Source organism: Vibrio sp. DNB22_10_4, from assembly GCF_052879755.1.
This window is the reverse complement of the sequence record NZ_JBNNXW010000011.1, coordinates 64,836-89,378: the sequence shown is the minus strand read 5'-3', so window position 1 is coordinate 89,378 and position 24,543 is coordinate 64,836. Positions and strand designations below refer to the sequence as shown.

Here is a 24,543-nt window from a genome sequence, read left to right as displayed (position 1 = left end):
CACGTTCCATGTCTTGCCTTTTGGCGAGAGTCGTCCGCTGGTTGGGAATACTAGCACTGCTTCTGATGACCATGGAAACGCTCGCTGCGCGCCCGATTTCAGAAGTGGCTGATGTGTATGGAGACAGACAAAACCAGCTCATTGGCTATGGCTTAGTTGTAGGGCTGGATGGCTCTGGGGACAAATCTCAAGTTAAATTCACCCAGCAATCAGTGGTGAATATGATCAAGCAATTCGGGGTACAGCTCGATGATTCAACCAACCCGAAACTGAAAAACGTCGCGGCAGTGAGCGTTACTGCTGTTATTGAGCCGCATATGGGGCCGGGTCAGTTGGTCTCTGTGACCGTATCTTCATTAGGTGATGCCAAAAGTCTACGCGGCGGAACACTGCTTTTGACTCCCCTTCGAGGTATTGATGGGGAGGTTTATGCCGTGGCTCAGGGCAGTCTGGTCGTTGGTGGCTTCAATGCGACGGGCGAAAATGGCACCAGCGTGACTCGCAATACGCCAACAGTTGGACGTATACCCAATGGTGCGACGTTGGAGCGCGCTATTTCTACGGGAGTCGATCGTGACCCAACGATTCGTTTGCAACTGAGACACCCAAATTATGAGACTGCGCTGAACATCTCTAAGGCCATTAACCAAACCTTTGGTGGTCAGGTGGCTAAAGCGCTCAATAAAGGCCAGGTGGAAATATCCGCGCCCATCGACAGTGAAGATAGGGTGATGTTTGTTGCCATGATCCAAGAGCTGGAAATAGAAGAAGGTCGTAAGTCACCGAAAGTGGTGTTCAACTCACGCACCGGTACTGTGGTGATAAGCCAGCGTGTTACGGTCAGTGAAGCGGCAGTAAGCCAAGGCGGTATTACCGTAACGGTTTTGGAATCTGAGTCAGTCTCGCAACCTGGTGGGGCGTTTAATACCGCAGGCGAAACCGCTATTGTGCAAAACACTCAAATTGCCGTAGATGAAGATGATGGCACCACCATGGTTTGGCCACCAGGCACCAATTTGCAAGAGATCGTCGATGCGATTAACAACATTGGCGCGACGCCAGAAGCGTTAATGCAGATCTTACAGGCGCTGGACGAAGTTGGTGCGATTAACGGGGAATTGGTGGTGATATGATTGATTCTAATGCCCTCGCGATTATCCATAAAAGCTCGGTGCTGGATGCTTTTGCAAATCATGATGTGAAGGTGTCTTCCAATGCGGCGCGACCTTTGTTGCAACCCATCGAACTGCTTAAAAATAACAACGAGGCGTTTGTCGACATCGTCAAGCAGATTGAAGCCAAGCCAGCAGAAAAAACCAACCAGGCAATAACTGGCACCTCTCAAGAGCCTAGTTCTTCGGTGTCGGATAAATCGTTTTATCTCGATCAGCAATCTCTGACCTCACTTAAATACGACAACAGTCAACAGGGTTTGATGGCAGCGGCGCAGCAGTTCGAAGCGCTGTTTATCCAGTCTATGCTTAAGCGCATGCGTGCTGCCAGTGAAGCCTTGAGTAATGAAGACAACCCACTTTCCACCAAATCGTCAAACCTGTTTCAAGGCATGCTAGATGCGCAGCTTGCACAAACTATCAGTCGCCAGTCTCAATTTGGTCTCGCGGAAATGATTTATCAGCAGCTGGCATCACGAGTGCCCACTGATGGCGCCAATCAAGCGCGCTCCCTCTTGAATACAAGCAACGAACAAGCGCGAGCAGATGCACATCATAGCGCTGCGCTACATACGGTCACTAATCTTGGAGGACTGCGCTAATGGGCATGGTCAACATTGGACTTTCGGGTGTGCTTGCCAATCGAGTCGCACTCAACACCACGGCACAGAATACCGCGAACGTGAACACGCCTGGTTATAGTCGGCAGATCGTTAGTTTTAATGCCACGTCGTCTGGAAACTTCGTCAATGGTATTAACCTTGGTGGCGGGGTTGAAGTGGGCAGTGTGATTCGAATTGCTGAGCAGTCGAGTATTAATCGCCTGCGCGAATCGAATGAGCTTGCCCAGTACAGTCAAACCTACTTTGAGGGTTTATCGAACCTGGAAAACATGCTTGGCGCCGAAGGCTTAAGTTTGACCTCTGGGCTAAACAACTTTTTCGCCGCCATTGATGAAGCCAGCGTGTCCCCGGAGAGTTTGGCGTTTCGCCAGCAAGTATTGACGAACGCCAGTGCGCTGGCGCAGCAGTTTAACGCTGTCTCTACACAGTTAAATCAGCAGCAAGCGGCACAAAGTGAGCGCTATGGTGCCTTGGTCACCAATGTGAACAGTCAACTAGAAAGCATCGCCAAACTCAATACCCAGCTGCAAGAAGATGCGCTGCTCGGAAAGAGTGTGTCAGGGCTTCAAGATTCGATGGATAAACATCTTAATGAGTTAGCTAAGTCGGTGGACATTCAGGTTATCTATTTAGAGTCTGGTGGCGTTGAGGTGTCTACACCCAATGGACAGCCAATGGTCATTAACGGTTACTCTGCGACGCTGGAACGTGATTTGAGTAGCGGCGATCCCTACAGCACCGATCTTAATATTCAATTTCAGTCGATGCTTACCCCGGTCGATGCCTCTTTAGGCGGCGAGATGGGCGCGATTGCCGCACTAAAAACCGAACAATATGAACCCATAAAAGCGCTATTGGACGATATGGCGAGTGCGCTAAGCACAGAGGTCAACACCGTGCTTGATGGTGGTTATGTACTCGATGGAACTCAGCTCAATAGCCCTGATAGCGATCTATTTATTGTCACCCCAGGTAGTGAAGCATCCTCAATTGCTATCAATCCCAACCTGACACCGGAGAAGCTTGCCTTTGCCGCAAACCCAAATGCGCCCGGAGATGGCAGCAAGCTTACCGAGCTTTCCATGTTGTCGCAAAAGAGTCTAAGCATTGGCTCTGTCACAGGGAAAACACTGTATAGCGCGTACTCAGGGCTTTTGGGCGACATTGGTATATTTACCCGCCAAGCTGAAAGTGAATCGGCGGCCGCGCAAATCAGTTTAGATGATGCCCAAGTGATAAGAGACAGCGTTAGTGCGGTTAACTCCGATGAAGAGGCCGCCAACATGCTGCTCTATCTCAATGCGTACGAAGCCAATATGAAGGTGATAAGTACGGCGAATCAAATGTTTCAAACCTTATTGCAAGCCTTCTAGGGAGAGCGTTTATGCGTGTGACCGACTCACAGTTTAACTCCATCATGCAGCGCGCATTAATGGATAATAATATTCGCCTCAATCGAGTGTTTGAGCAGATGTCTACTGGCAAAAAGCTTAATCACCTTTCTGATGATCCCATTGCTGCAGTGCGCCTTGAGGGATTGAAAAAGAACATCTCTGATAACCAGCAGTATCAACGCAACATTGAGAATGTTCAGTCGCAGTTGACCCGTTATGAAACCAACATCAACACGCTTGAAGAGCTGTCTCAGCAAGTTAACGAGCTATTGTTGCAGGGTAAAAACGGCACGTTAGATACGGAGAGTCGAGCGGGGATTGTATTGGAGCTGAATTCTCTTAAGGCGGAGATGCTAACCACGCTCAATCAAAAGAACGATGGCAGTTATTTGTTCTCTGGTACCGACATTTTCAACCCGGCGATTGATACGGTCAGCTATGTCTTCAACGCCAACGGAGATTATCGCCAAACCAAAGTGGGTGATGATCTATATGTGAACAGCAACTTTACTATTGCCGATGTGATAGGAAGCAATGCCATTTTTACTGATCTCGATGCGGCGATTGCTGAGCTTGATTCAGCCACCGCTGGATTTGAAACTGCGCTCGATACGGCGTTGAACAGTAATCAACAGGTGCACCAGACCTTGCTGCAATCTTTGACGGATATTGGTAGTCAGTACAATTCATTAGATAGGCAGAAAGAGACCAGCATCGATATGGTGTTTTTTGCTGAAACGGTGACCACCAGTTTGGAAGAGCTGGACTATGCCGGAGCATCGACAGAGTTGAATCAAGGCATGATTGCTCTTGAAGCAACGCAAAAAACCTTTGCGCGAGTCTCAGGTATCTCACTGTTTGATCTGATTTAGCATTTGATTTGACTTAGGGGAAGCGATGAAACGTCTGGCTTTGTTTACTCACCTCACCATGATTGGCCTGTTGATTTGGCCAAGTATGGGTCTTGCTCAAAAGTACATTGTGCCTTTTGATGCGGTGCAGTGGCAGTTCGAGTCCGGTGTTGACCGTTGCATACTGGCGGCAAGCGATCCCCATACGGGATTTCGAGTGCAGTTTTCTTTGGTCGCATCCCAGCCGTTGGAAGTCGGAGTTGAGAAACGCGGCGTGCGTGCTCTGCCGAAATCGACGTCTTTTAACACCACGGAACCTGTGTGGGGGATCGCCAAATCTTATTCGACCACCACCATAGAGAATGTACGTCAGCGTGGAACACGGCTGGTGACGCGAGATGGTGCTGACTTGCTTCTGGCCGACATGGCTGGCGGTGCATGGTTTAACGTTAATGCGATGGACTTTGATGTCTATTTCCCGACCACACATTTTAATCGAGCATTGAGTGAGTTTAATCAGTGTCGTTTTGCCTTGCCGCCAGTGAATTTTCAGCACGCTCGCCAAGTTGAGTTGTTGTTTGCTCGTGGTTCGACTCAGCTTACCGCGACCCAAAAGCAGATCATCAATGACATCAGCGCTCTCATTAAGCGTGATAACAAAATCGTCAGAGTACTTATTGATGGTTACACCGACAACTCAGGGGACTCAGTGGCCAATTTACAGATCTCAAAACAGAGGGGGTCAGATGTTGCTGAGTGGTTCGTTGAAAATGGCGTTTCCAAATCGATGATAGAGATCCGTGGTCACGGCGATCGCTACCCTAAATACGATAATGCGACCCCAGAGGGGCGTGATAAAAATCGCCGAGTGGAAATTCGCTTGGTACGAAAATAGACACGCGACAGTTTGATACCGTTGCCTCACAAGGAAGTTGGAGACTAGATGGACAAAATCAATGTGATAGCGTTTCAGCAAGAGATGCTGGAAAAGATGGCTCAGCATTCAACGATTGCAGCCAATCCGCTCTCTACGCCTAACGTCAATGTCCCAAGCTCGACGTCGGTGGCAAAGGTTACAGAGAGCTCGGCGATAGACAATAGCCTGCATTTTGGTAAAGCGCTGAAAGGGGTACTGGATACCGTGAACACCTACCAGCAACACGCATCAGAGCGAGTGACCGCCGTAGAGCTTGGACACAGCGATGACTTATTGGGTGCGACCATTGCGTCGCAAAAAGCGGGCTTGTCATTTAATGCACTGATGCAGGTGCGCAACAAGATGGTGTCGAATTTCGAAAGCATCATCAAAATGCCCATTTAGGCTAGGGACTGCATATGGCAACAGAGGTGGAGAACAAGCCCGCGCTTGCTAACAATTTAGGGGCAGCGAAAGAGCGCCTTGGCAAAGCATCGGGCTGGCTATCGAGCTTTTGGCAGAGCTCGCAGCGTAACGTCATCATCATCACTATTTTTGCGACAATTACTGCCGCCATCATCGTTATTATGCTGTGGACGTCAACTGAGCGGTTTCGCCCGCTCTACAGCAAGTCATCCAACTATGACTCTAGCCAAATCTTACAAATGCTGGATGAAGAAGCGATACGTTATCAACTAAGTCAAGATGATGGGCAAATCCTGGTACCAGAGCGTGATGTCGCTAAAATTCGTATGGTGTTGGCATCGAAAGGCTTGAAGGAGCAACTGCCAAGTGGCTTTGATTCTTTAGATAGCAGCAAGGGGCTTGGCGAAAGCCAGTTCATGGAAAATGCTCGTTATCGACATGCCCTTGAAGGGGAGTTAGCGCGCAGTATTACCACCATGAGCGCGGTAAGTTTGGCTCGAGTACATTTGGCAATCCCCAAAGAAAGCTTGTTTATGCGTGAAGAAGCAGAGCAGCCCAGAGCTTCGGTCATTGTGCATATCATCAATGGGATGGACTTGAAGCCGACACAAGTGGAGTCCGTCATCAATTTGGTGTCTGGCGCGGTGATTGGTCTTAAATCTGAACACGTACGAGTGGTTGATCAACACGGCCGTTTACTCTCCAACGATGCCACCGTTGGCGATATTACTGTCACATCGGGTAAACAAACCGACTATAAACGTAATGTCGAGCGCACCTTAGTCGCTCAAGCGACCGATATGCTCACCCCTATTCTTGGCGTTAGCAACTTCCGGGTACAGATTGCCAGCGACATCGACTTTTCCAAAATAGAAGAAACCGAAGAAATCTATGCCGACCCAGTTGTGCGCAAAGAAACCTTACTTAATGACGTCAACGAGTCCTCTATGGCGCTGGGGATTCCGGGCGCGTTAAGTAATACCCCGCCGGTTACTGACGCGGAAGAACAACCTGACCCTAATTCAACGGTCAATCGAAGTGAAACCTCCCGCGACTACGCTGTGAGCGGCAAGATTCGCCATGTCCAGCACCAACAAGGGGTACTCAATAAGCTTTCTGTGTCGGTGGTGGTCAATGATATGGCTAACCCAAGCCAAACTTGGACACCGGAAGAGCTCGGAAATATTGAGAACGTCGTGCGCTCAGCCATCGGCTTTGATGCCCAGCGGGGCGATAACATTCATATCACTCATTTTCCTTTTGTGGTTGCCGCTATACCAGAGCAAGCGCAAGTGCCCTGGTTTGAGAATATGAACATCATGCAGCCCCTTAAATATTTGCTGGGCGTGATGCTCAGCGGCTTGATGATCATGGTGGTACTGAAACCTCTGGCGCAATACCTCACCAAGTCGGCTGAACGTGAAGAGCAAGACGCGGAAAGCATGGACTACGACACCCTCATTACCAAAGAAGAGCGTGATGCAGAAGCGGCGATGCAGTCCAAATTGGAAGCGCTCGGTATTGATGCCACAGGGATAAGGGCGCTGGATGACAATCTGCCTTCTGCCGACAGTCCTTTAGAAGTACAAATCCAACATTTGAAGTTAATTGCCAAAGAGGATCCAAACCGAGTGGCGGAAATTTTACGCACCTGGATCCAAGCCTAGGACAATCTTCTATTAAACGTTTAATGAATAAGGTGAGCCAACATGGATGACAAGCAAACCTATCAATCAGTGGATGGCGTCGCGATGCTCGTGCTGAGCATGGGCGAAGATATTGGCGCCGAAGTGCTCAAGGGATTCACTCACGAGGAGATCAAACAGATCACCCATTCCATGAGTAAAATGCAAGACATCAAAGCGGCCGATGCCATGGTCTCTTTGAATGGCTTCTTTGATGATTTTCGTAAGCACTCTGGCATTTTAGGCGGGACACGAAACTACATCACCAATGTGCTTGAGAAAACCCTCAATGGGAATTTGGCGCGTGATTTGGTCTCTGAAATCTACGGTGATGAAATTCGCTCACATGCAGAGAAACTGGCTTGGATACCACCGGAGCTACTCGTCAACGACCTACGAAAAGAGCACATCAATTTACAAGCGCTTTTGATTGCCCACTTGCCGCTAGAGTACAGCGGCCGAGTGATGGACGAATACGCTGAGAAAGAGTGCCATGAATTGATCTTGCAGATATCCAAAACACAGGTGTTGACCTCTGGACTGATGGAAACCCTTAAAGACTTAATCGACCGTTGCAAAATTAACTATCACAGCGGTGGGTCATCCAGCCTTCAAGGCTCGAAAGTCGTCGCCAATCTCATTAACCGTTATTCAGGCAATAAAAATGAGCTGTTTGAGTATCTTCACGATAAAGACAAGCAGACCGCCGAGCTGGTGGAAGAAGCCATGTTCGATTTCTTTACCCTGTTTAACCAAGATCTTGAAACCATCAACGTCATAAACGAGAGAGTGAGTTTAGAGCAGTGGGCTTTTGCCTTGAAAGGCACTAACAAGGAATGTCGTCTTTACATCATTAACTCCATGCCACAGCGAGTCTCCACCGAGCTAAAAGAGAACCTAGTGCGTATCGGTGCGGTGCCTGTGAGTCAGGTTGAGCAAGCTCGTAAAGCCATCATTGATATTGTCAAAGAGCTGCAGGCTGAAGGGGAAATCAAACTCAACTTTGCGAATGAACCAAGGCTCACTTAGTGGGCTTTTATCTAATGGTTTTTGAGAAAAATCTAAGACAAAGCTAAGGAAAGGCTATGAAGTTAACCGGCATAGGATTGCGCAAATCAGAGGTAAGCTCAGCAACGGCAGGGCGTATTCGTCGACCAGAAAAACTAGAAAATCGACCAAATCGCTCGGTGGTGCTTGGTCAGCAAATGGTTCACCTCAACCTACATGAGCGCCCAAAGCTGATTGCCGAAGTGTCGGAGTCGCACAAAGGCTATAGCCAGCTAATCCTGGCAGGAGAGGCACTTCGAAAGTCGGCTAGTGAGCTACTCAAACTCAAGCGTTTAGCTGAGCTGCCGCAATATACACCCTCGCAGGCCAACCAAATTGATGTGATTAAAAAAAACGTCATGTCGTGGAATAACAAGCAGTTGTTTGGCCGCCATGTGTTGGATTCGACGTTTGCGCCAGTGCAGGTTGATGCGCCACTGATTGAGTTTACTGTGCCAGGTCTTGATATGGATAGAGAGCGCTATCGAGATGAAGTGGTATCACTCTACATCAACCATCGTTTGGTCGCGCTGGCCTTCGAACGTACCGAAGATCGCGAGGTACTCCTAGAGCAGTTCAAAATGATGTTTGCGTTTGCCAAGCTGCAACTGCGATTGAATCAAAACCAAGAGCTAGTGATTGGCATGACTGACAGCGATTGGCGCAAGTGGGATGGCCAGGTTTTTGTCTCCGGTCAGGGCGGGCGTTATGCCGAAGGTGCACCGATCGCTGTTGCAGTGAATACGCTGCAACCTGTCGTAGAGAACATCACCCAATTGATGGTCAATGAGTCCGGTGCGTTGGCGCAAATCGAGCGAGTGTTGGAGCGGGTAAACAAAATGTATTTGGCGCTTTCAAAAGTGCTTAAGTTCAAGAAAGAGAGAGCCAATCAATTGATTGCGTTTTGCTCTCATCCGGAGTTAAGAGACATTGGCAGTTTCAAACAGCAGGTGGCAGAAAGTCCTCAAAAGTCACTGCGCTCTATTCACGATAGTTTTCAAGGACCAAGCCGTGACAATGTCATCAAGCTATTGAGAAAAAACTGAAATGGGTCTGATTTGTTGCCGTTATAGCCTAGTAGAGGCCAACAGAGATGGGTATGGGTTATGAGCAACATCAAGGTCGACAATATTAAGTACATCGTGCCGAACACTCAAATCGATGCGGTGCAGCAGAAGAAAACGGAGCAAGACCATAAGACTCGAGTTAAGCAAGTTAATTTGTCACAGCATGAGGTGGCATTGCTAGAAAGTGGTAAGACACTGTTTGAGGGGATGGAGGATATTGACGCGGCGAAAGTAGAGCAAATCAAAGCGCAAATTGTCTCTGGAGAATTGGTATTTGATATGGATGAGTTAGCCAAAGTGATCGCGAGGTTAGACCATGGAAAATAAGAAAATTATTGTTGGCTACCTACACTACGGCCAAGCGATTTTGCGCCTGTCCAAGCAGTTATCAGAGCGTCTTGATGAGGTGAGGCTGGCGATACTAAAAGGGGAATATCACTCCCTCGAAGCGCTTAACGACACCATACTGTCACTGTCCTACCAGATGGCCGAAGCCGACACCAAACGCTTCTCTCTTGCTAAGCGTTTAGGTTGCACTAATCGCCAATATGCTAAAGCGGTTCAACAGCGTCTCAAAGGCGATTTGCAGCGCCGAGTTGCGGACTTGGATAGTCAAATCGAAAGACGTGTACATATGTGCAAGCACAAGCTTGCCAGGCAAGGCAGCCTAATGGTGATGCAACATCAAGCCATGGAAGAGGCGATGGGGGCTCAGCAGTTGAAGATCAATGTCTAACTATCGACTAAGTATGCTTTTAATGGTGTTAAGTGTGTTGGCTGTTTTATCCCTGGGCTCAGCCCATGCAGAGACAACAGAGCAAGAGCTGACCCAAAGAATCACCGCTAAGATCGCTACAGTGATGGATAGCCGCTATCCGCACCCTCATGAACTCGAGGTAAAAATGCGGTTTTCCAAAGCGTTAAAACACGTCGCACCTTGCCCGATAGAGCCTCGTATTTCAGTAAACAAGCAGATCACCTTAGGTACCGTAAAGTGGTTTGTGCGCTGCCCAACCCTCGGGTGGAAGCTTTCTGCAACATCAACCTCTTCTTTAACAATCCATGTTGCCACGGCAGGCAGAGCGATGAAAAAAGGATATCGTTTGCAACCAGAAGATATTCGTTTTGCCAAGGTGACATTGAAGAAAGCGGAGAGCGTATTTTTCGACGCCACACATCTAATAGGCAGTAAGCTTCGGCGCACGGTGCGGGTAGGAGATGTCCTCACCGCGAAGCGCTTTTATCTTGATTATGATGTTGAAAAAGGCCTGCCAGTTAACCTGATTTACCATTCGAACACATTCAGTTTAGAAACTGATGGCGTGGCACTAGAAGATGGCTTGGTGGGTGACACTATTGCAATACGCAATGCCCAGTCGGGGAAAACCCTGAAAGGTGTCATTGTTGAGAAGAACTTGGTTCGAGTGTTTTAACGCGTTCTGGACGCTATGAGCCAAATAGAGTGGAAATGACCGGGTCATTTTCTAACTTATCTAAAACTTTAGTTTAGTACGACTGAGGATCCGCGATGTTTAATAACAAAACAGTCCTAATTACAGGCGGTACAGGTTCTTTAGGAAAGCAGCTTATTAAAACCCTGCTTGAGCGCTATCGCCTGGTTAAAAAGATCATCATTTATTCTCGCGATGAACTAAAGCAATTTCATCTCAGACAAAGCTATCCAAGTCAGGATTATCCGCAGTTGCGCTTTTTTATTGGCGATATAAGAGATCGAGCGAGATTGATACAAGCCTGTGAGGACGTCGATGTATTGATTCATGCTGCGGCTATCAAACAGGTAGATACAGCAGAGTACAATCCAACGGAATGTATAAAGACCAATATAGAAGGTGCTGAGAACGTCATTCAAGCCGCTCTGACGACAGGTATCAGAGATGTTGTTGCACTTTCAACTGACAAAGCCTGCGCACCCATTAACCTATATGGCGCAACCAAACTGGCTTCTGACAAATTGTTTACTGCGGCAAACAATATTAAAGGCTCCAAGGATATTCGCTTCAGTGTTGTACGCTACGGCAACGTTATGGGGTCGAACGGCAGCGTGATTCCTTTTTTCTTAGAGAAACGACATCAGGGCGTTATTCCCATCACTCATCAAGAAATGACCCGCTTTAATATCACTCTCCAACAAGGTGCTGACATGGTGCTGTATGCACTTGAGCATCATTTAGGTGGTGAAATATTTGTACCTAAGATCCCATCTTATCGAATTCTGGATGTAGCTAAAGCCGTCGCGCCTGAGTGCGAATTGGAGTTTATTGGCGTTAGGCCGGGTGAAAAAATGCATGAGGAGATGATTACCGATACTGACTCTTACCACACTATCGACTTGGGTCAGTACTATGCCATCTTGCCATCGGTCTCGTTTAGTTACAGTGAAGAGCAGTATCGATTACATCATGATGCAAAACATGCCCCAGAGGGCTTCCGTTATAGCTCAGGCACCAACGAACAGTGGTTAAGCGTCGAGGCTTTGAGGCAGCTTATCCAGGAGCATGTCGACAGTGATTTCCAAGTCGAGGCCAATATATGATTCCTTATGGGAAGCATGCGATTGACTCTCAGGATATAGAGAGTGTCATTGATGTGTTGCGCTCAGAGGCTATTACTCAAGGGCGCCAAGTCCCTATGTTTGAAACGGCGATAAGTCATTACTGTAAGGTGAAGTATTCGGTGGCCGTTAACAGCGCTACGTCTGCACTTCACCTTGCTTGCTTATCTTTAGACTTAGCGAAAGGAGATTGGTTGTGGACAACGCCAATCTCCTTTGTCGCCTCTGCTAACTGTGCCCGTTTTTGCGGTGCTAACGTCGACTTCGTTGATATTGATCCAGCAACCTACAATATTTGCCCACAGAAACTGCAAGCCAAACTAAAGCAAGCACAGCTAAGCGGACGGCTTCCAAAGGTCGTGATAGTCGTTCACATGGCCGGTGCTAGCTGTGATATGAAGGCGATTTGGGCGCTGTCAAAACAGTACAGATTTAAGTTAGTTGAAGATGCATCTCATGCGATTGGGGCAACCTATGAGGGTGGGAATGTGGGTAACTGTCGTTACAGTGACATTACGGTGTTTAGCTTTCATCCAGTAAAAATTATCACGACGGCCGAGGGCGGGGTATTGACGACGAATGACGATGAGATCGCCTCACGCATTGGTCGACTACGATGCCATGGTGTGACCAAAGACCCATCTCTACTGCATTGCCAAACAGAAGGTGATTGGTATTACGAGCAGCTAGAGCTTGGCATGAACTATCGAATGTCAGATATCCATGCTGCTTTGGGGTTATCGCAACTTACAAAGCTGGATGCTTTTATTGATAGGCGCATTGCTATCGCTAACGAATACCGCGAAGCGTTGTCGGGGTTGCCGCTGCAGCTCCCACAATACAGCAAGGAGAGTCAGTCTTCATGGCACCTCTATATCATTCGAGTAAAGAGCAAAACGGTATCACGTAGAGCGCTGTATGAGCATTTGCACAGTGCAGGCATTGGCGTGCAAGTTCATTACATCCCAATTCATCTTCAGCCTTACTATCAAAAACTTGGCTTTAGGGCGGGGGACTGTCCTGAGGCAGAGCAGTATTACCAGGAAGCGCTGAGCTTGCCCTTGTTTCCATCAATGACGCAACGCGAAATTGACGACGTTGTGACGGCATTAAAAACAGGTTTGGCTTGCTGATGGGAACGGTGCTGGCGAAGACCCAGAAAGCAGCGAATATCCAACACCACTTTCGTGATATCGATCTAAGGCGGGCGACGAGAGGTGACATCACATTGGTGTATCAGTGGCAGTTGCAACCTGAGACTCGAAGATATGCGCACTCTACACGAGCCCCTAGTTTTATTGAGCACAGCGTTTGGATGCGTAAACAGTTAGTCAGTAATTCTCACTATGTGATGATGATTGAAAGTAAGTTGCTCCATCAATTGGTGGGGGTCGTCCGCTTGGAACTCGATACCGTCACCCACATTCGAAACGAGGAGGTCTATGTTGTTTCGATTTTTGTTGGGCAAGCATACTGGGGGATGCATATTGCCTCTCTTGCTTTGCAACATTTAGTCGCGCGGCACGGAGACAAAACCATGCTGGCAGAGGTTCATTTAGACAATCAGGCTTCCCAGCGCCTATTTGAACGCAGTCCGTTTCAACGTATTTCACCAACAGAGTTTGTTTATCGCGCTTAGCACACCGGTGGTCATTGGCTTTGCTACGTCGCTTTTAGGGATTTGAGAGTAAAGGAGAGCGTTAAGGATGAGGCTAGCAATTATTCCTGCTAGGGGTGGAAGTAAACGTATTCCCCGCAAAAATATTCGATTGTTTCATGGCGAACCCTTAATTGCCTATTCGATAAAAGCTGCTCAGCAGTCCGGCTGTTTTGATCGCATCATTGTCTCCACCGATGATGAGGAAATTGCAACTATCGCCATTAAGTGTGGTGCAGAGGTGCCATTTATCCGCCCAGAACACTTGAGTGGTGACTATACTCCAACGCTTGATGTCATCCAGCATGCTATCTGCTTTTTGGCAGAGCAGGGAACCATGCCAACCGAGGTGTGCTGTATTTATGCCACAGCGCCGCTAATTCATTCTCAAGATATTGCCGATGGTTATGAAAAGCTCAAAAGTGGCGAATGCGAATATGTGTTCGCAGCAACTCGCTTTGCCTACCCGATCCAGCGGGGCTTTTTTGTTGATGAGCAACAGGGCGTGCAAATGTTTCAACCAGAGTGTTTTGATAGCCGCTCTCAAGATCTAACCGAAGCTCTGCATGATGCAGGACAGTTCTATTGGGGCCGGAGTCAGGCGTTCCTTGATGGGAAAAACATGTTTTCTGCCCACTCCCGGCTCGTCATCTTGCCGAGAGTCAGGGTGCAGGATATTGATACGCTTGAAGACTGGCAGCAAGCTGAGCTTCTTTACGCCATGCTACAACAACAGCAGGAGTTTGCTTGATGCGTATCGTATTTGTGCTCAGCGGTAAGCCTTACAAAGGATTAGGTCATATTATGCGTTGCCGACTGCTTGCTCAGGCTCTTCAGGAGGAAGGTTGCACGGTTGAATTTTTGTTTGATGAGTTGTCGACTAAGCATCGCCCTTTCGTTGAGCCCTTTAGTTTTGTTTGTTGTCAGCACAAAGCTCGATCCGCAAACGAGCAGCTAATTGATGCCCTTTTTGAATACACCCAGCAAAGTCCAATCGATTGGGTAGTGTTGGATGACTATGAGTTTGACCTAGACCTAGAACAAGCGATAACTGAACTTGGCGCCAAGCTTGCCGTCTTTGATGACATTCTTCGTCAGCATCGCTGTGATGTGCTGATAGATAGTCGATGGTGTGGAGAGACTACCTATGACAACTACGACTCTAGCGAAATCGCTCAAAAACTACTTGGGCCGACTTACGCTTGTATTGCTCAGAGCCCACAAGTAGATCCTGACAGGAAGGGAAACCCTAGCTTTAAAGTGATGATGAGCCTTGGCGGCGGTGGCGATTTGTTATTGCTGAAACCGTATTTGGATGTTTTGTTGGAGGACAGCAACAGCGTTGATATTGAGTTCCAAGTGGTTATCGGTCCCTTTGCCACCAATGCAGAGATGCTAATGGCGAGATATATCAGTTCTCCGAACATCGAGTTCATACAGGGCGCTGTAGACTTGACGTCTTACCTTGCCAACATCGACTTCTATATCGGTGCTGCCGGGGGAACACTATTACAAATGCTGGCTCATCGAATTCCAAGTCTAACTTTTTCTATTGCGAGTAACCAAGACAATAACCTTGAACATTTAACGCAGTTAGGGCATCCGCTTCATTTTAATCAAGGCGATGATGTTGATGTGGCGTTTCTGCCGCTATTTATCGCGGCAGCTAGGAAACACTATCACCGTTTAGTCTCGAGTATTGAAAACGCGCCCGTCCAGATAGACTTTCGCGGTGCTAAAAGGATAAGCGAGGTAATGTTGGGAGAAGGGGTTGCTATACCTATGTCTGCAAGCCCAAAGTCAGCAAACAAAGAGGAAAACTGGCATTCCCTTGGAGATGGTTATCGACTGCGAGCTGTGAAGGACAGCGATATTCGTCATTACCTAGACAGTCGAAACTTGGCGCAGAACCAAAATAATATGCTCAGTAAGCATCGCATCGACTTACTTGCTCATACCGCCTGGTGGTTAGGCAGTGAGCGTCATTCATTCTTGCTAGAGAAAAATAGTTGCAAGCTTTTGTATATCTGGCATCAAAAGGTGTCGATTTCTGAAAAAGACTATTTGATTGGTGGTTGGTTTGTCTGTGGGGGCGAGCTTCAGTTTCAAGACTCAATTGTGGCATTGCAGTGGCAGTTGAAGACATGCGACCGCGAGTTTCCCAATGTGCCTTGGATTGCTGTCATTCAAAAGGACAACGACTTCGTCAATTTACTCAATCGTTATGTTGGTTTTGCCCTCGCCGAGCCAGAGAAACATCACTACCAAGCCATAAAAACCGCTTTTTCGGGGGCAGAGGAAGCGCAGTTTAATTTTGTCTACAGGGAGGGTGTCTAGTGTTCAATCGAAAACAGAATACACCAATGCAACTGGCATTGATTGGTGGAGGGATAAACTCTGCGGTGGGTTATGCTCATTGGGTGGCTTCCCAGCTAGATAACCGCTGGAAAGTCACTGCTGGTTGTTTTTCAAGAAATGAATCGCTGAATCACGAAACGGCTCAAGCTTGGGATATATCCGAGCAGCGCTGCTACCCAAACTGGCATAGCTTGGTTGAAGCAGAAATAGATACCGTTGATGCATTTGTAGTATTAACGCCAACGCCTGACCATGTGGATGTGGTCAACTACCTGTTAGCAAGAGATGCGTTTGTCATTTGTGAAAAGGCGATGTGTGCCAATGTCGTGGATTGTGATCAGGTAGTCGAAACCCTTGAGAATAGTCGCGGTGCTTTATACGTTACCTTCAATTACACCGGTTATCCCATGGTTCGTGAGATGCGTCGTTTAGTACTTGACGGGCAAATCGGTCAGGTGCTGCAAGTCAACATAGAAATGCCCTCGGATGCTTTTATCCAGAATCATGGTGATGTATCGCCGCAGCGCTGGCGGTTGATTGATGGTGACATACCAACATTGCTTCTTGATCTAGGCGTGCATGTTGAGCACCTTTGTCGTTTTATCACAGGTGGCAGTGCGACCAGTGTGAAGGCCGACTTCTCTAACTTTTCCAAGTTTGAAGGCATTGTCGATGATGCGCACCTTTGGGTTGATTATGATTTAGGGTTCAAAGCTAAGTTCTGGATGAGCAAGTCAGCATTAGGGCACAAGAATGGTCTGAAAGTTGATATTTATGGCTCGAAGGGACGGTTAAGTTGGGTACAAGAGCAGCCAGAAACGCTACAAGTTTTTGATGTGAAATCAGTCTGTTCCATCTATAACCGTGGCAACCTGGGAGGCAGTGAAAATCGTGAGCGCTTTAAACCAGGGCATCCCGGTGGCTTTATTGAAGCCTTTGCCAATCTCTACAGTGATTTAGCTGATATCGCTTTAGAGTTTAAGCAGAGCGGGCAAATCACCTCAAGTCCTTATGTGTTTGATGCTTATAGCGCGAGAGAAGGGCTTCAACTGCTAGAGTTCGCGGCGAAGGCGGTACGCCAAGATGCTCGAGTCATTTGTGGAGAGCGTGTAGATGGCAAATAAAACATTTCATATTGGCAGCAGGCGTATCGGTGAATCAGAACCTTGCTTTGTTATTGCTGAGTTGTCTGGTAATCACGGAGGCAGCTTAGAGCGAGCGTTACAAATGCTCGAAGCCGCAGCGAAAGCAGGTGCTGATGCGGTGAAAATTCAAGTGTACACCCCAGATACCATTACGCTTAAGTCCGATAAGCCGGATTTTGTCATAGCCGAGGATAATGCTTGGGCACAGCATAAAACGCTCTATGAGCTTTATCAACATGCACATACACCGTGGGAGTGGCTCGATGACATTTTTCAATATGCGGCGCAGCTTGGGATTGAAGTGTTTGGCAGTGTTTTTGATACCACATCCATTGATGAACTTGAGAAATACCCAGTTAAGGTTTACAAAATCGCAGCGCCAGAAATTGTTGATGTAGAGATTTTGGAGCGCGTAGCTAAAACAGGTAAACCCGTAATTTTATCAACGGGATTAGCGAATTTAACCGACATTAGCCGTGCGATTGCGACGTTAGAACGATACGGTTGTCACGATATTGGACTTCTTAAATGCACAACCGCTTACCCAACACCTGCTAATGAAGTCAATCTTAGAACCATGCAAAACATGGCACAGACATTCTCTGTTCCAGTCGGACTCTCTGATCACACAACAGGTATAGGTGTTCCTATCGCGGCGGCTACTCTCAATGCCTCGATGCTCGAAAAACACATTAAGCTCGACGATGATACTGATTCGGTGGATAGCTTTTTCTCTCTTACAGTGAGCGAATTTTCCATGTTAGTTGACGAGGTTAAAAAGGCTCAGCTAGCCCTTGGTATTGTGACTTACGATCTTAGCCCTAGTGCTGCGAAAAATGCCAATGGACGACGCTCCTTGTACATCAGCCGAGATATCAAGGCTGGAGAGGTCATCACAGAACAACATATTCGTTCAGTTCGGCCATGTTTTGGCTTACCTGTCAGTGATAAACCGAAGGTGATAGGTCGCCGCGCAAAAGTAGACTTGGAGCTGGGGGATAGGCTTTCTTGGGAGGTACTGGAATGACATCGCCGATAGTGGATTTTATGGTAGACAGGCTTAAAGATTACACCGCTAGCTCAGAGATCTTACCGAGTTCAGACTTTGTTCGCGATTTAGAGTTGGATTCTTTTTCGGCACTGCAGTTCATCATGGATATTGAGCTGGAGTTTGATTGCTCCATTCCTGCAGCAAAATTCTCCCGAGAAGAGTATCGAGTGGTTTCAAATTTAGCCGGTTTAGTCGCAGAGCTTTCAAGCCATCGACCCAATGGGGAGTGAACACAAAAATGAACAGCGATACGCCGTTATTTGATGCGATACAGCACGTAAGCCAGCGATTTCCGAATAAGACGGCAGTGGTGAGTGATGGGCTGTCATTTACCTATTCAGCGTTAATGAAGCAAGTTGCTGCCGTTTCCCAAGTACTCGATAAACATACGATCAAGGGTCATGTGGCACTCGTTAGTGATTGCCCGATAAGTAATATTGTTGTTGCCGTTGCTTGTGCTCGCAGCAACCGAACGTTCATTCCGTGTAACCCTCAATTGAAGCTGCATCAGCTGGAAAAAATGATGACTCACTGTGATGTCTCGATGGTGATTGTTGATGATGCATGTTTTGACCACAGTGCTTCATTTAGCGGTGAAGTATGGCAGTTGAGCTCCGCTGTACCTGTAGAATTGTCTTTGCTATCTGCAGCGAAATGTCAGCCAAAATCACCGCCGTCTTCGCCATATCTAATCACACTTTCGTCTGGCTCTACTGGCGCGCCAAAGCCTATAGCGGTTACGCAGGCTTGTAAACTTGCTCGCGCTCACCAGACACAAGCGTTGTACCAGCTGTCGGAGTCTGATGTTGTATTGTGTGCATCGCCATTTTTCCATTCTTTGGGGCAACGTTTGTGTTTTGTGGCTTTGACTCTTGGAGCTACGCTGGTTTGTCAGCGTCGATTCAACCCTAAACAATGGATTGAATTGGTATCCGAGTTTCGGGTGACGTTTGTCATCAGCGTTGCTTCTCATCTTTATGTATTAAAACATCACTTGATAGCAGCTCTAAACAAATTGAGCAGTTTACGTCATTTGGTGTGTTCATCTGCTCCGGTGGATACCCATTTCAAGCACCAAATATACCAGTCGCTGGGTTGTGAAATCAGTGAAATCTATGGGGCGACAGAAGTCGCGATTGCTACGCATTTATCGTTGCAAGCCAGTGAATCAAAGATGGCTACGGTGGGGGCGGCTTGCTCAAATGTGGAACTGAATATTTTGGACGACAATTTGCGTCCAGTACCTAGCGGAGAGCTTGGTCAGATTGCCGTGAAATCACCACTAGCTTTTGTGGAGTATTACCGAGCTTTAGATCAAACATGCAGCGCATGGAGTGGTGGTTATTTTCTTACCGGTGATTTGGGGTGGATGGATCAGCAAGGCTTTGTCACCTATGTAGGGCGGATCAAGGATGTGATCATAGTCGGGGGAAGTAATGTTTACCCTAAAGATATAGAGGAGGTATTGAATCAACATGATTCTATCAATGAGGTAGCGGTCATTGGCTTACCAGATAGCACCTTGGGTGAAACCGTTCTGGCGGTTTGTGCGACAGAGCATCCTAGTAAATTGTTGGAACAACAGTTGAGAAAGTTGGCTTGTGATGGTCTCGCTTCTTTCCAACGTCCACTTCACTATCGGTTTGTCACCGAATTACCTAAAACGGCGAGCGGTAAAATAGATAAGCCGTGTTTGAGACAAGCGATGAATCAAGACACAGAACAAGTGGGTTCGAGATTGCATCATTTAAGTTACTCAAATGAGGGAGCATCATGTCCGAAATAAATAGCACGACCGATTTTCTTTACCGCTTTGAAAAAGGAGAAAGCCCGCGGTTTATTTATGGCACTACGCCAGAAGCGAAAGAGCTTATTGACTATTATCAAGCCCACCAAGTTTCGATTGATGGTGTTGTTGATGGTTTTTATGCAAGCCCCCACTTTCATGGTCTGCCCGTGTTGAGAAGTGACGCACTACCAGAGCAAGCGATGGTCATTAATGCGGTCACTTGTGCCAATACCATTACAATTAAACGTATTTTAGAACAGAAATCAGCACAGCAACTTGATGTGTTTGCCATTATGAAGCACTCCGATATTCCCATGTCTGGCATTCTATATTGGCAAGGGTTTCCGGAGATCTATCGTCAACACCAAGCGACGTTTGATGCGTTAAGAGAGCGTCTATCGGATGAATTATCAAAGCAGGTGTTTGATAAGTTAATCGCGTTTAAGCTCTCTTATGACAGTCGACATATTGCTGATTTTACGTTTACACCGCCGAGTGAAATGTACTTTGAACCTTTTTTGAATCAGCCTGGGGAGCGCTACTTTATTGATGTGGGGGCGTTTGACGGACAAAATTCCCAAGCGTACATACAGCGTTATCCCAAATCTAAAACGGTGCTGTTTGAACCTGTCCCTGAGCAGTTTCAATCGCTGCAAGCCGGTTTTCACCAAGATCATCGATACCTATGTATCAATGCCGCCTTAGGCAGCAAGCCTGGTTGGGCAAACATGGAGTTTGACGGTTCGTCCTCCAGTTTGATAGATGCGCCAGAAGATGCACCTACAGTCCAGCTGACGACACTCGATATATTTTGTCACGAAAACCCAGACGTTATTCCAAGCTACATTAAGCTTGATGTTGAGGGATTTGAGATGGAAGTGCTAAACGGCGCTGTAAATACCATTAACAAGCACAGACCGAATTTGGCGATTAGCGCCTATCATCGAGCCGATGACTTTGTTCAAATCTATCATTATCTATCTCAGTTGGCTGACTACGATATCTTCATGAGGCATTACACCTGTGGCTATTGCGAAACGGTGATCTTTGCGGTGCCAAAATAAAATGGTCGTTACTCTTTTTAAATGTTGAAGAACTGATGGCGCACTCGAGTCAATGAATCAGCGAGTCCAACATAGTTTTCACTATTTCGTTGAGTTCGTATGGTTTTGATGAACTCTACAATAGCGCTTTCATCCTCTGGGGACTCTTCTGCAAGATTGCTGAGAGCAAGAAGACAGAGGCTGAGCATTCTGTCACCGCTCAAACAGTCGCCGTAGTAGTAACATTCGCTGGCTTTGCTAAAGGTTTTGTTATGGTCTAATTTCATGTTCAATATTCCCGTAATCTAGATATCGAGTACCGATGATTTTGGCGCCAATTTTGCTCCAATTGACAAAATCAATCTCAGGGTTTTGTTGAATTAGACTTTCAACACCCGTTAGAAACATGCGATATGAACTTTCAGTTCGAATCTCATCACCTAACCCATTTTCTATCCACATATCCATTTTTCTATCAGGGTCAGTATCGTTGCTGAGTCCTGAGTGGATGATTTCGTTTGGAAAACCAAAATCGCAGCCAAGAAGTAAGATCTTATTGGCGCCTCGAGCCAGTGCCGAGTAGATGGTTGGATGAATAACAGACCCATATACGTACAATCTAAATGAAGGAATGGCCTCGGCGAACCGGTCATAGGTTGGGTCACTTAGGTGGAAAAAGTACTTGGGGCCTTTCCATTTTGTGAAAATTTCTGGCCGCATTCGAGAGGCGAACAGGAGTGGGGTATCTTTGGCCAAATCAAAGTTGATGTAAGACTCTGGAATATCAATATCGATGGCAAACACTGCGTCTGGCTTGATGCCGTGTTGTTTTAGACAGGTGCATGCCGTAGCTGCGGCAATAATTTCTGGCCGTTCCTGCTGTTGGTATGCCCATTTAAGCTCTTCAATGTGATGCTCTAGCGATGGGCCAGCTCCAACTATGATGGCGGTTTTTAGAGGCTTGACGAGATACTCTTCAATCGGGCGCAGTTTTCGCAGTAACTTTATGTTCTGGTTTTCAATCTCTTGATACTCAGAGTCTCTTTCGTGGTGAGACAGTCGGCAGTGGATCGTATACAAGCGGTCGTCCATGCGTCGTGATAACCAGGGTTTGTCTTTTTGGGCGAGTATTCTTTCACTTGTAATGATGACGGAATTTTGAAATGCGATATTACCGAGCATTTGATTAAGGTTAGGTGCGCTTTCGTAGATAGCGATAAGCTGAACTCTAGGATCGTTAAGCCAGTGAAAGGGCACTAGATGTAATACGAGTTTGGTCACTTCAAAATTAAACAAAACGATACCAATGGTCTGCGCACTTTCATCTTGTGTGAGCAGTTCGGGTAAGTGACCAAGCGCTAATCCCCAGATAATGTAGTGATTGCCTTCCACAAGCTGCCGAAATAAAAAGGCTTCTTCAATTGGGTCAATGGTGCTCGATAATTGAATGCCATCAATGATTAAACTTGCCGCTTTGTCCTCGACAACTTCAAATGACATCTCACTGATATCGGCTTGTTCAATTCGCTCTGCAACCTCGGGCCAGCGATGTCGAATCAATGTGATGTTGTGTTGGTACATGTCATTCATAACGTTTCCTTTATTCGATTTCACCCAAGATATTTAAGCCGTAATCATTCGGTATTTCGTTGTAGCTGAGAACGATGAGCTCTTTGGCAAATGCTTTCGCAAGCTTAGCTACCATTGGTCGCGTGGTAGGAGGCACGACAACCACTGGAGGAACATTTTGGCTTTGCATTGTTTGAACAATGGTTGGCATTCGATTCTGAAATTTCTGCAATATTCCTGGCTCAAGCGGAATGGAGTCGAGGGGAATAGCGGGGTCGTTTTGTTGAGACAAAGAAATAGCCCCTTTAATATCCGCTTCTAGGGCGGGAGCAATAATGAATGCACTAATGGCTTTCTGGTTGGGTGCCACTAAGTTCATGATACTGCGTTTGAGTGCCACTCGGATGTTTGACGAGAGTAAGATAGGGTCTTTGATAGTATCAATACTCTCAATGATGGTGTTGGCGATAGTACGAACGTTAATAATGGGTACTTGCTGCGCCAGCAACTGCCGAATGACCTGCATCTGTAAATTTGGGGAGATCACACTCGATAAGTTTTCGGCGAGATCGGGATGATGAGACGCGAGGCGCAGGTTGAGTGCTTTGACGTCGTCGTAATTAAAAATGGCATCAAGATGTTCACTGCATACTTTACTTACATGGGTCGCAATAACATCGTGTACTTCTATAACTTGAAACCCGAGATGAATCGCCTTGGTTTTATCCGTCGTTGAAATCCAGAGCGCAGGCAACTGATAGGCCGGATCGACACCAACAATGCCTTCAATGTCAGGGTGGTTGATTCGCCCGCCGACGGCCATCACTTTATCGGCGTAGATCTCTCCGCGTTCAATCTCGTCGCCATCAATACTAATGGTGTATTCAGACGGCTTTAAAGACAGATCGTCACTAATCACGACTTCTGGAATGACAAACCCTATTTGCTCACTCAGTGTTTTTCGGCTGCCGCGAATACTCTTTAGTAAGTTTCCTCCTTTTTTAGCGGTGGCCAGAGGAACCAGTTTAAACCCGAGCTTAAGCGCAATGACATCAATGGTCGGAATGATTCCCCAATCAATGACTTGCTCTTGCCCAGGGCTCGGTAGTGTGGCTACATCACTGTCTTGCGGGTGTTGCTCTTTAGGCTGAAATACCGACTGTCGCCAACCAACAAAAATGAGTAATACAGAAAAGGTATAGAACGCGAGGTGAGGCATGTTAGGTACGCTACCGATAACAAACATGACGCCACCAGCCATATAGAGGTTTTGTGGCGTGGCAAGCAGTTGACGTTTAGCCGTTTCGGCCATGTCGTTGTCCGCATCATTGATGCGAGTGACAATGATAGCGGCAGAGGTGGCAAGTAGTAGGGATGGAATTTGCGCGACCAATCCGTCACCAATCGTCAATAAGGCATAGGTCTTGAAGGCTTGCTCCGCATTGAGCCCATGTTCAAATATCCCAATGAGAACACCGCCTATTAAGTTGATAAACAGAATGAGCAATCCTGCGATGGCATCGCCTCTTACAAACTTACTAGCACCATCCATTGAGCCATAGAATTCAGCTTCTTCACCCACTTCTTTTCGACGTTGTTTGGCAGATTCTTGATCCAATGCTCCCGCATTAAGATCGGCATCGATGGCCATTTGTTTGCCAGGTAGGGCATCGAGAGTAAAGCGAGCAGAGACCTCAGAAATACGTTCTCCACCTTTAGTGATAACGACAAAGTTGATGATCATTAGGATGATAAACACCACGATACCTACAACATAGCTGCCACCAATGACCACTTCACCAAAAGACTGAATGACTTTCCCCGCTGCGTCTCCACCATTGTGACCTTCCAATAGTACGATTCGAGTAGACGCCACATTGAGCGTAAGTCTTAGCAGCGTAGCGATGAGTAACAGGGAGGGAAAAACTGAGAAGTCTAGTACCCTTGATACGGTACTGCTTACCAACAGCACCACAATGGCCAGCATGATATTGAACGTAAAAAACGCGTCAAGAAGCAATGGAGGCAAAGGAAGAATAACCATTGCCAAGATCATCAGTAGCACGATAGGGATCGTGAGTCGTGTGGATAATGTTCTTATTAAGTTACCCATAGTCAAGGTTTTGTGGTTATCAGTGAAATAGATACTAGGATAAATTTCAATCATTTCTCAAAATT

25 protein-coding genes are annotated in these 24,543 nt (G+C 47.0%); 22 read left to right on the top strand and 3 right to left on the bottom strand.

Annotated elements, in window-relative coordinates; all coding sequences use genetic code 11:
• Positions 1-65: 65 nt before the first annotated feature.
• From ACVA6Q_RS19705 to ACVA6Q_RS19600, 22 genes are all read left to right on the top strand, one after another.
• Positions 66-1,133, top strand: coding sequence for a flagellar basal body P-ring protein FlgI (locus ACVA6Q_RS19705; RefSeq protein ID WP_446648672.1), 1,068 nt, complete (start codon positions 66-68; stop codon positions 1,131-1,133).
• Positions 1,130-1,774, top strand: a complete 645-nt coding sequence (locus tag ACVA6Q_RS19700; RefSeq protein WP_446648655.1) for a rod-binding protein — start codon at positions 1,130-1,132, stop codon at positions 1,772-1,774. Before ACVA6Q_RS19705 ends, ACVA6Q_RS19700 begins: the two co-directional genes overlap by 4 nt.
• Positions 1,774-3,168, top strand: coding sequence for a flagellar hook-associated protein FlgK (gene flgK, locus ACVA6Q_RS19695; protein ID WP_446648654.1), 1,395 nt, complete (start codon positions 1,774-1,776; stop codon positions 3,166-3,168). The genes ACVA6Q_RS19700 and flgK overlap by 1 nt, the downstream gene beginning before the upstream one ends.
• Before the next feature lie 11 nt (positions 3,169-3,179).
• Entirely contained in the window at positions 3,180-4,061 is an 882-nt protein-coding gene (gene flgL / locus ACVA6Q_RS19690) for a flagellar hook-associated protein FlgL (protein ID WP_446648653.1), read from the top strand.
• Positions 4,062-4,086: 25 nt separating this feature from the next.
• Positions 4,087-4,935 carry an OmpA family protein gene (locus tag ACVA6Q_RS19685; protein ID WP_446648652.1) on the top strand — a complete coding sequence of 283 codons (849 nt, stop codon included), beginning with the start codon at positions 4,087-4,089 and terminating at the stop codon, positions 4,933-4,935.
• A gap of 48 nt (positions 4,936-4,983) precedes the next feature.
• Entirely contained in the window at positions 4,984-5,361 is a 378-nt protein-coding gene (locus ACVA6Q_RS19680; RefSeq protein WP_446648651.1) for a flagellar hook-basal body complex protein FliE, read from the top strand.
• A 14-nt stretch (positions 5,362-5,375) separates the two neighbouring features.
• A complete protein-coding gene (gene fliF, locus ACVA6Q_RS19675; RefSeq protein WP_446648650.1) occupies positions 5,376-7,049 on the top strand; it encodes a flagellar basal-body MS-ring/collar protein FliF in 1,674 nt (557 codons plus the stop codon).
• 42 nt (positions 7,050-7,091) lie between these two features.
• Positions 7,092-8,096, top strand: a complete 1,005-nt coding sequence (locus tag ACVA6Q_RS19670; RefSeq protein ID WP_446648649.1) for a FliG C-terminal domain-containing protein — start codon at positions 7,092-7,094, stop codon at positions 8,094-8,096.
• A gap of 56 nt (positions 8,097-8,152) precedes the next feature.
• Positions 8,153-9,160, top strand: a complete 1,008-nt coding sequence (locus tag ACVA6Q_RS19665; protein ID WP_446648648.1) for a hypothetical protein — start codon at positions 8,153-8,155, stop codon at positions 9,158-9,160.
• Between the two features lie 60 nt (positions 9,161-9,220).
• Positions 9,221-9,508 (top strand): flagellar biosynthesis anti-sigma factor FlgM, encoded by a 288-nt coding sequence (locus ACVA6Q_RS19660; protein ID WP_446648647.1) that lies wholly within the window; start codon positions 9,221-9,223, stop codon positions 9,506-9,508.
• Positions 9,498-9,917: a hypothetical protein gene (locus tag ACVA6Q_RS19655; RefSeq protein WP_446648646.1), complete on the top strand. Its 420-nt coding sequence runs from the start codon at positions 9,498-9,500 to the stop codon at positions 9,915-9,917. The genes ACVA6Q_RS19660 and ACVA6Q_RS19655 overlap by 11 nt, the downstream gene beginning before the upstream one ends.
• Positions 9,910-10,614, top strand: coding sequence for a flagellar basal body P-ring formation chaperone FlgA (gene flgA / locus ACVA6Q_RS19650; RefSeq protein ID WP_446648645.1), 705 nt, complete (start codon positions 9,910-9,912; stop codon positions 10,612-10,614). Before ACVA6Q_RS19655 ends, flgA begins: the two co-directional genes overlap by 8 nt.
• Positions 10,615-10,709: 95 nt before the next feature.
• Entirely contained in the window at positions 10,710-11,735 is a 1,026-nt protein-coding gene (gene pseB, locus ACVA6Q_RS19645) for a UDP-N-acetylglucosamine 4,6-dehydratase (inverting) (RefSeq protein ID WP_446648644.1), read from the top strand.
• A complete protein-coding gene (pseC, locus tag ACVA6Q_RS19640) occupies positions 11,732-12,886 on the top strand; it encodes a UDP-4-amino-4,6-dideoxy-N-acetyl-beta-L-altrosamine transaminase (protein WP_446648643.1) in 1,155 nt (384 codons plus the stop codon). Before pseB ends, pseC begins: the two co-directional genes overlap by 4 nt.
• The gene (locus ACVA6Q_RS19635; RefSeq protein WP_446648642.1) at positions 12,886-13,392 is read left to right on the top strand and encodes a GNAT family N-acetyltransferase; all 507 of its coding nucleotides are present in this window, start codon (positions 12,886-12,888) and stop codon (positions 13,390-13,392) included. Before pseC ends, ACVA6Q_RS19635 begins: the two co-directional genes overlap by 1 nt.
• A gap of 67 nt (positions 13,393-13,459) precedes the next feature.
• Positions 13,460-14,161 (top strand): pseudaminic acid cytidylyltransferase, encoded by a 702-nt coding sequence (gene pseF, locus ACVA6Q_RS19630; protein ID WP_446648641.1) that lies wholly within the window; start codon positions 13,460-13,462, stop codon positions 14,159-14,161.
• Positions 14,161-15,747, top strand: a complete 1,587-nt coding sequence (locus ACVA6Q_RS19625; RefSeq protein WP_446648640.1) for a hypothetical protein — start codon at positions 14,161-14,163, stop codon at positions 15,745-15,747. The genes pseF and ACVA6Q_RS19625 overlap by 1 nt, the downstream gene beginning before the upstream one ends.
• A complete protein-coding gene (locus tag ACVA6Q_RS19620) occupies positions 15,747-16,892 on the top strand; it encodes a Gfo/Idh/MocA family protein (RefSeq protein ID WP_446648639.1) in 1,146 nt (381 codons plus the stop codon). The genes ACVA6Q_RS19625 and ACVA6Q_RS19620 overlap by 1 nt, the downstream gene beginning before the upstream one ends.
• The gene (gene pseI, locus ACVA6Q_RS19615; RefSeq protein WP_446648638.1) at positions 16,882-17,940 is read left to right on the top strand and encodes a pseudaminic acid synthase; all 1,059 of its coding nucleotides are present in this window, start codon (positions 16,882-16,884) and stop codon (positions 17,938-17,940) included. Before ACVA6Q_RS19620 ends, pseI begins: the two co-directional genes overlap by 11 nt.
• A complete protein-coding gene (locus ACVA6Q_RS19610) occupies positions 17,937-18,194 on the top strand; it encodes an acyl carrier protein (RefSeq protein ID WP_446648637.1) in 258 nt (85 codons plus the stop codon). The genes pseI and ACVA6Q_RS19610 overlap by 4 nt, the downstream gene beginning before the upstream one ends.
• Positions 18,195-18,202: 8 nt before the next feature.
• Entirely contained in the window at positions 18,203-19,750 is a 1,548-nt protein-coding gene (locus tag ACVA6Q_RS19605; RefSeq protein WP_446648636.1) for a class I adenylate-forming enzyme family protein, read from the top strand.
• The gene (locus ACVA6Q_RS19600) at positions 19,738-20,817 is read left to right on the top strand and encodes an FkbM family methyltransferase (RefSeq protein ID WP_446648635.1); all 1,080 of its coding nucleotides are present in this window, start codon (positions 19,738-19,740) and stop codon (positions 20,815-20,817) included. The genes ACVA6Q_RS19605 and ACVA6Q_RS19600 overlap by 13 nt, the downstream gene beginning before the upstream one ends.
• A gap of 17 nt (positions 20,818-20,834) precedes the next feature.
• Here the strand turns inward: ACVA6Q_RS19600 and ACVA6Q_RS19595 are convergent, their stop codons facing one another.
• The 3 genes from ACVA6Q_RS19595 to ACVA6Q_RS19585 are packed head-to-tail and all read right to left on the bottom strand — an operon-like array spanning position 20,835 to position 24,478.
• On the bottom strand, positions 20,835-21,083 hold the full coding sequence (locus tag ACVA6Q_RS19595; RefSeq protein WP_446648634.1) for a hypothetical protein: 249 nt from the start codon (positions 21,081-21,083) through the stop codon (positions 20,835-20,837).
• Positions 21,067-22,386 (bottom strand): motility associated factor glycosyltransferase family protein, encoded by a 1,320-nt coding sequence (locus ACVA6Q_RS19590; RefSeq protein ID WP_446648633.1) that lies wholly within the window; start codon positions 22,384-22,386, stop codon positions 21,067-21,069. Before ACVA6Q_RS19590 ends, ACVA6Q_RS19595 begins: the two co-directional genes overlap by 17 nt.
• A 10-nt stretch (positions 22,387-22,396) precedes the next feature.
• Positions 22,397-24,478, bottom strand: coding sequence for a flagellar biosynthesis protein FlhA (locus ACVA6Q_RS19585; RefSeq protein WP_446648671.1), 2,082 nt, complete (start codon positions 24,476-24,478; stop codon positions 22,397-22,399).
• Between the last annotated feature and the right edge of the window lie 65 nt (positions 24,479-24,543).

Coding starts and splice junctions, on each gene's coding strand:
- ACVA6Q_RS19705 (WP_446648672.1), top strand. CDS start 66: ATGACCATGGAAACGCTCGCTGCGCGCCCGATTTCAGAAGTGGCTGAT.
- ACVA6Q_RS19700 (WP_446648655.1), top strand. CDS start 1,130: ATGATTGATTCTAATGCCCTCGCGATTATCCATAAAAGCTCGGTGCTG.
- flgK (WP_446648654.1), top strand. CDS start 1,774: ATGGGCATGGTCAACATTGGACTTTCGGGTGTGCTTGCCAATCGAGTC.
- flgL (WP_446648653.1), top strand. CDS start 3,180: ATGCGTGTGACCGACTCACAGTTTAACTCCATCATGCAGCGCGCATTA.
- ACVA6Q_RS19685 (WP_446648652.1), top strand. CDS start 4,087: ATGAAACGTCTGGCTTTGTTTACTCACCTCACCATGATTGGCCTGTTG.
- ACVA6Q_RS19680 (WP_446648651.1), top strand. CDS start 4,984: ATGGACAAAATCAATGTGATAGCGTTTCAGCAAGAGATGCTGGAAAAG.
- fliF (WP_446648650.1), top strand. CDS start 5,376: ATGGCAACAGAGGTGGAGAACAAGCCCGCGCTTGCTAACAATTTAGGG.
- ACVA6Q_RS19670 (WP_446648649.1), top strand. CDS start 7,092: ATGGATGACAAGCAAACCTATCAATCAGTGGATGGCGTCGCGATGCTC.
- ACVA6Q_RS19665 (WP_446648648.1), top strand. CDS start 8,153: ATGAAGTTAACCGGCATAGGATTGCGCAAATCAGAGGTAAGCTCAGCA.
- ACVA6Q_RS19660 (WP_446648647.1), top strand. CDS start 9,221: ATGAGCAACATCAAGGTCGACAATATTAAGTACATCGTGCCGAACACT.
- ACVA6Q_RS19655 (WP_446648646.1), top strand. CDS start 9,498: ATGGAAAATAAGAAAATTATTGTTGGCTACCTACACTACGGCCAAGCG.
- flgA (WP_446648645.1), top strand. CDS start 9,910: ATGTCTAACTATCGACTAAGTATGCTTTTAATGGTGTTAAGTGTGTTG.
- pseB (WP_446648644.1), top strand. CDS start 10,710: ATGTTTAATAACAAAACAGTCCTAATTACAGGCGGTACAGGTTCTTTA.
- pseC (WP_446648643.1), top strand. CDS start 11,732: ATGATTCCTTATGGGAAGCATGCGATTGACTCTCAGGATATAGAGAGT.
- ACVA6Q_RS19635 (WP_446648642.1), top strand. CDS start 12,886: ATGGGAACGGTGCTGGCGAAGACCCAGAAAGCAGCGAATATCCAACAC.
- pseF (WP_446648641.1), top strand. CDS start 13,460: ATGAGGCTAGCAATTATTCCTGCTAGGGGTGGAAGTAAACGTATTCCC.
- ACVA6Q_RS19625 (WP_446648640.1), top strand. CDS start 14,161: ATGCGTATCGTATTTGTGCTCAGCGGTAAGCCTTACAAAGGATTAGGT.
- pseI (WP_446648638.1), top strand. CDS start 16,882: ATGGCAAATAAAACATTTCATATTGGCAGCAGGCGTATCGGTGAATCA.
- ACVA6Q_RS19610 (WP_446648637.1), top strand. CDS start 17,937: ATGACATCGCCGATAGTGGATTTTATGGTAGACAGGCTTAAAGATTAC.
- ACVA6Q_RS19605 (WP_446648636.1), top strand. CDS start 18,203: ATGAACAGCGATACGCCGTTATTTGATGCGATACAGCACGTAAGCCAG.
- ACVA6Q_RS19600 (WP_446648635.1), top strand. CDS start 19,738: ATGTCCGAAATAAATAGCACGACCGATTTTCTTTACCGCTTTGAAAAA.
- ACVA6Q_RS19595 (WP_446648634.1), bottom strand. CDS start 21,083: ATGAAATTAGACCATAACAAAACCTTTAGCAAAGCCAGCGAATGTTAC.
- ACVA6Q_RS19590 (WP_446648633.1), bottom strand. CDS start 22,386: ATGAATGACATGTACCAACACAACATCACATTGATTCGACATCGCTGG.
- ACVA6Q_RS19585 (WP_446648671.1), bottom strand. CDS start 24,478: ATGGGTAACTTAATAAGAACATTATCCACACGACTCACGATCCCTATC.